This is a genomic window from Dokdonella sp., assembly GCF_036518555.1.
Lineage (GTDB): Bacteria > Pseudomonadota > Gammaproteobacteria > Xanthomonadales > Rhodanobacteraceae > Dokdonella_A.
On sequence record NZ_DATDMY010000345.1, the window covers coordinates 1 to 6,010 of the forward strand.

Below are 6,010 nucleotides of genomic sequence, written 5' to 3' on the forward strand. Positions count from 1 at the left end.
GCTGAGCCGGGTCGAAAGATGGTCGAGGATCGGTTCGACGTGCGTGCCGGACGCGGCGCCTTGTGCGGTCATGAAAGGGTCCGAAAGTGGGGTAAATTGCGGGCGCGCAAGGATACGCCGCAGGGCGCGGCGAATCCATACGCGCAGGCGCGACCGAGCTCTCGCGGAAATCGCGCCGCATGCGCCTGCATGCCGGTCCCGAGCGCGCGGATGACCTGCGCCTTCATGCGTGCTTTTTCGCATCCGCCGATGCGCGACGCGGACGACCGTTGCGAGCGCGGTTCCTATACGCGAGCTGAAGCGCAGCAGCGAGCACGCGTCGAGCGACGGGTCGCGTCGTACCGGGACGTCCCGGTGTGATGCGCGCACGACGCGCGCGATCACGACAGTGCCATTGGGCCTGGGTAAAAACCGCCGTGGCGAGGATGCATGTTCCTGTACCCGGCGGTATAGTCCGGCCGCTGCCGACGCGGTTCGCACGACGCTCTCGCACGCCGTCATCTCCGACCGGCCGCCGCCCTTACGCATCCGAGAACAGGAAGCTCCACGATGAAGTTGCATCGCGCACTGACCCCTGTCGCCGTCATAACGCTCGCCACCCTCGCCGCAGGATGCGGCAAGCCGGCGCAACAGCAACAGCAGATGCCGCCCCCTGAAGTGGACGTCATGACGGTGAAGGCGAACGCCGTGCCGATCGTGCAGGACCTCGTGGGTCGCATCACCGCGGTGCGCATGGCCGATGTGCGCGCGCGCGTCGCCGGCGTCCTTCAGAAGCGCGTGTACACCGAGGGCACCGACGTCAAGGAAGGCGAGTTGCTGTTCCAGATCGACCCGGCGCCGCTGCGCGCGACCTTGAACGCACAACTCGCCAATCTCGCCGCCGCGCAGGCGACGTACCAGAACAACCACGTCGCCGCAGAGCGTGCGCGCTCGGTCGCCCAGAAGGGTCTGCTGTCGAAGGCCGACGTCGACGCCGCCGATGCGGCCGAACGCACGGCCGCCGCCGCGGTCAAGCAGGCGCAGGCGAACGTCGAGGCGGCGAAGATCAATCTCGGTTACGCCAACGTGACCGCGCCGATCGCAGGGCGCGCGGGCAAGCAGCAGGTGACCGAAGGCGCCCTCGTCGGCCAGGGCGAAGCCACGCTGCTAACCACGATCGAGCAGATCGACCCGGTCTACGTCAATTTCAGCCAGGCCATCGGGTCGCTCGACGACGTACGCCGCGCAGCGGCCAAGGGGGAGGTGCAACTCTACGAAGAGGGCAAGGCGAAGGTCGAAATCACGATGCCGGACGGCAGCAGCTACGACAAGACCGGTGCGCTCGATTTCTCGGATACGGCGGTCGACGCAGCGACCGGCGCGGTCACGCTGCGCGGCATCGTGCCGAATCCCGAGCACCATCTGTTGCCGGGAATGTACGTCAACGTGCATCTCACGCTGGGCGACCTCAAGCGCGCGTGGATCCTGCCCCAGGCGGCGATCCAGCGAGACGCGGAAGGCGCTTACGTCTACGTGCTCGGCGCGGACGGCAACGTGGCCCGCAAGACCATCGACGTGTACACCAGTCGCGGCGCCGACAGCATCGTCAAGGGCGGCCTCACAGATGGCGACCAGGTCGTTGTGTCGGGCTTGATGAAGGTCCATCCGGGCGCTCCGGCGAAGGCCGCCGCGCCGCGGAGCGACGCGCAACCCGCCCAGCCCAAGCAGGCCGACACGCACTGATTGCCGCGCTGCACCTTGCAGCGCACCGCGACGACGAAGGAAGCCGTCCATGTTTTCGAATTTCTTTATCGAACGACCGATCTTCGCGTGGGTGCTCGCGTTGATGATCACGCTCGGCGGCGTGCTCGCGATCACGACGCTCGGAATCGAGTCGTACCCGCCGATCGCCCCGCCGCAGGTCGCCGTCGTCGCCCGCTATCCCGGCGCGGATGCGGAGACGGTCGAGCGCGCGGTCACGCAGGTGATCGAGCAGCAGCTGGCCGGCATCGACCACCTGATGTATTTCAGCTCGAATTCGAACGCCAACGGCACTGCGCAGATCAACCTCACGTTCGAACCGGGGACCAATCCCGACATCGCGCAAGTGCAGACCCAGAACAAGGTCACGCTGGCCTCGCCGCGCCTGCCGACCGAAGTGAACCAGCAGGGCATCGTCGTCGCGAAGCAGAATCCCGACTTCCTGATGTTCGTTTCGATCAGGTCGGATGACGGCAAGTACGACTCCTACGCGCTCGACAACTTGCTGGCGACGCGCGTGATCGACCAGATCGGCCGCATCCCCGGCGTCGGCAGCACGTTCCAGCTCGGCTCCGAGTATGCGATGCGCATCTGGCTCGACGCCGACAAGCTGCACGGCTACGGCATGTCCGCGGCGCAGGCGCTCAACGCCGTACGCGCGCAGAACGTGCAGGTCGCGGCCGGTTCGATCGGTGCCGAGCCCGCCGTGGAAGGCACCGCCTTCACCGCGACGGTCGTCGGCGAAGGACGCTTCACGAGCGCCGAGCAGTTCGAGAACGTGATCCTGCGCGCGAACAGCGACGGCACCACGGTGCGCCTCAAGGACGTCGCGCGAGTCGGGCTGGGCGCAGGCGGCTACGGCCAGCGCGTCGTCTACAACGGCCAGGCGGTCTCCGGCTTCGGCGTGCAGCTGCTGTCGGGCGCGAACGCGCTCGACGTGGCGGAGCTGGTCAAGGCGAAGATGGAGGAACTGCAGCGCACGTTCCCGCAGGGCGTGAGCTGGTTCGTTCCGTACGATACGACGCAGTTCATCAAGATCTCGATCGAAGAAGTGGTGATGACGCTCGCGATCGCGATCGTCCTCGTGTTCCTCGTCATGCTGCTGTTCCTGCAGAATTTCCGCGCCACCATCATCGCGACGCTGGTGATCCCCGTCGCGCTGATGGGCGGCTTCCTCGGCATGTGGGCGGTCGGGTTCACGATCAACCAGCTCAGCCTGTTCGGCATGGTGCTGGCGATCGGCATCGTCGTCGACGACGCGATCGTCGTGATCGAGAACGTCGAGCGCATCATGCACGAGGAGGGCCTGAACGCGGTCGAGGCCACGCGCAAGGCGATGCTGCAGATCCAGGCGCCCGTCGTCGCCATCGCCATCGTGCTGATGGCGGTATTCATCCCGAGCGCGCTGCAATCGGGTTCCGTCGGCGCGATCTACCGCCAGTTCGCGCTGACCATCGCCTTGTCCACGGGTTTTTCGGCGATGCTCGCGCTCGTGTTCACGCCGGCCCTGTGCGCGACGATGATCAGGCCGCAAACCGGCGAGCGCAACGCGTTCTTCCGCCGCTTCAACAGCCTGTTCGACTGGGCTCGCGACACGTACACCGGCCACATCCGCGGAGCGGTGCGGGCCGTGCCGATCTGGATGTCCCTGTTCGCGGCCGTCGCGATAGCCTGCTATTTCGGTTTCATCCACCTGCCGAGGAGTTTCGTTCCCGAGGAAGACCAAGGCTACGGCCTCACGATCGTCGGCCTTCCGTCCGGCGCGACGATCACGCGCACCAACGAGGTCATGGACCAGGTGTCGCAGATCATCCGCTCGAACCCCGAAGTCGACGGCGTCTTCGCGATCTCGGGATTCAGTTTCGTCGGCAGTGCGGAAAACGTCGGCATGGCCTTCATCCGCTTCAAGCCTTGGGACGAACGCAAGGCGACCGCCATGGAGCTGATCCAGAAGATCCAGGGCCAGTTGTTCGGCGGCGTCAAGGACGCAGCCGCGTTCGTCGTCAATTTGCCGACGATACGCGGCCTCGGCCAGTTCGGAGGATTCGACCTCTACCTGCAGGATCGCTCGGGCGCGGGCCACGACGCGCTCGTGCAGGCCGGCGGTGCCGCCATCGCGAAGGCTTCGCAGATGCAGGCCATGTTCACCGGCGTTCGGCCGAACACGTTGCCGGATACCGCCCAGCTCAAATTGAGCATCGACCGGGCCCAGACCCAGTCGATGGGGCTTGCGCTCAGCGACGTCTACACCGCGATCCAGTTGATGCTCGCGCCGGTCTACGTGAACGATTTCATCGCGGGTGGACGCGTCCAGCGCGTCACGATGCAAGCCGACGCTCCGTTCCGCAGCGGCCCCGAGGCGCTCCAGCACTTCTACGTGCCGAGCACGATCGCCCCTGCCGGCGGCACTGCAACCGCAGGAACTCCGCCGATGGTGCCGATTTCCAACGTCGTGCAGGCACAGTGGCGCGTGGGCCCGCCCACGTTGGTGCGCTACAACGGCTACGAGGCCATGGAAATCGTCGGCCAGCCCGCCCCCGGGCGCAGCAGCGGCGAAGCCATGGCCGCGATGACGGAGATCATCAAGAACGACGTGCCGCAGGGATTCGGCTTCGACTGGACCGGCCAATCGCTGCAGGAAATCATCTCGGGCAATCAGGCGCCGCTGCTCATTGCCCTGTCGATCTTCGTCGTGTTCCTGTGCCTGGCTGCGCTGTACGAGAGCTGGTCGATACCGGTGGCCGTGATGCTCGTGATCCCGCTCGGCATCACCGGCATGGTCCTGGCGACGTGGGCCCGCGGCCTCTCCAACGACGTCTACCTCATGGTCGGCTTGCTGACGATCGTCGGCCTCGCGGCGAAGAACGCGATCCTCATCGTCGAGTTCGCCGTGTCCGAGCAACGTGCCGGACGGCCGCTCGCGACGGCGGTCGTCGATGCAGCCCGCCTGCGACTGCGACCGATCCTGATGACTTCGTTTGCCTTCATCCTCGGCGTGCTGCCACTCGCCATTTCCAGCGGTGCCGGCGCCAACGCGCGCCATGCGATCGGCACGGGCGTGATCGGCGGGATGCTCTTCGCGACATTCCTCGGCGTACTGTTCATTCCGGTCTTCTACGTGGCCCTGCGGCGACTGCTCGGAGACAAGATGGAACCCGCCGAAGAGACGCTCAGGGCCACCGCTGATCCGCATCGGCATGGGTGAGCGGCTGCGGGTCGCGATCGCCGTCGCCGGACTCAACGTCGCGTTCGCACCCCATTCGTCCGCGGCGGATGCGGTGCCATGGCTGCTCTATCGCGACGCGAACCCGTTCGTCGCCGCGAGCGGCCTGCCGTTCGCGCCGCCGTCCGCTGCGGCCGACGCGTGGCGCGTCGACGTCGTCGCGAGCGCGAGCAACACCGAGCTCGCGTTCGACCGCGGCAGCGAACACCTGCTCTCCGACGGCGAGTTCCATGAAGCGCGCATCGCCGTCACGCATGCGTTCGGCGACCGCTGGATCGCGCGCGCGACGATCGGCGCGATTGCCTTCGACGACGGCTTCCTCGACGGCTTCATCGAGGACTGGCACCGCGCGTTCGGCCTCGACAACGGCGACCGCGGCCACCTCGCGAGCAGCGGCCACGTCATCGCCTACGACGACGGTGCTGGCGACCGCATCGCGCTCGACCGCACGTTGCACGCCGCGACGCCGCTGCTCCTCGACGTCGCCTGGCGCCTGCCCACGGGCACGCACGAATGGCAGCTCGGCGCGACCCTGAAGCTGCCGACCACAGACGCGAGCCCGCTCGTCGACGACCGCGCCGTCGACGCGAGCCTCTGGCTCGCCGCGCAGTCGACCGACGCGACGACACGCCTGCCATGGGGCGTGCGCGCCGGCGCGATGCGCCGCGGCGACACTGAACTGCTGCCGAACCGCGCCAACGACCTCGTGCCGTTCGCCGACGCGACGCTCGGCTACGTGCTGCGCCCCGGCTGGGACGTCGCCGCGCAGTTGCAATGGCACGGCGCGCTCTACGACAGCGCGATCCCGCTGCTCGACGACGCGGCGACGCTCGCGCTCTCATCCGCGTGGCATGCGAAGGCCGGGTGGACGCTGCGCGCGGGCCTCGTGGAGGACGCGATCGCGAAACATGCGCAAGATGTGGCGTTTTTTCTGTCGTTGACCCTTTGAGCGAGTCGGGCGCTTCGCGTTCGTTGTCCTCCCATGCGCTGCTTGTTCCTATTGAACGGCAACGCAAACCTTCTTTCGCGATAACCGACCCGCGTCCA

The 6,010-nt window shown here is 67.0% G+C and carries 4 protein-coding genes; all 4 read left to right on the forward strand.

The window, feature by feature from the left end; genetic code table 11:
- Positions 1–360 (forward strand): hypothetical protein (locus tag VI238_RS18700; RefSeq protein WP_331653987.1); only part of this gene is annotated, 360 nt, incomplete at its 5' end.
- Between the two features lie 189 nt (positions 361–549).
- Positions 550–1,722: an efflux RND transporter periplasmic adaptor subunit gene (locus VI238_RS18705; protein WP_331653988.1), complete on the forward strand. Its 1,173-nt coding sequence runs from the start codon at positions 550–552 to the stop codon at positions 1,720–1,722.
- A 49-nt stretch (positions 1,723–1,771) separates the two neighbouring features.
- Entirely contained in the window at positions 1,772–4,945 is a 3,174-nt protein-coding gene (locus VI238_RS18710) for a multidrug efflux RND transporter permease subunit (RefSeq protein ID WP_331653989.1), read from the forward strand.
- Positions 4,938–5,912 carry a DUF3187 family protein gene (locus VI238_RS18715; RefSeq protein ID WP_331653990.1) on the forward strand — a complete coding sequence of 325 codons (975 nt, stop codon included), beginning with the start codon at positions 4,938–4,940 and terminating at the stop codon, positions 5,910–5,912. The genes VI238_RS18710 and VI238_RS18715 overlap by 8 nt, the downstream gene beginning before the upstream one ends.
- Positions 5,913–6,010: the final 98 nt, after the last annotated feature.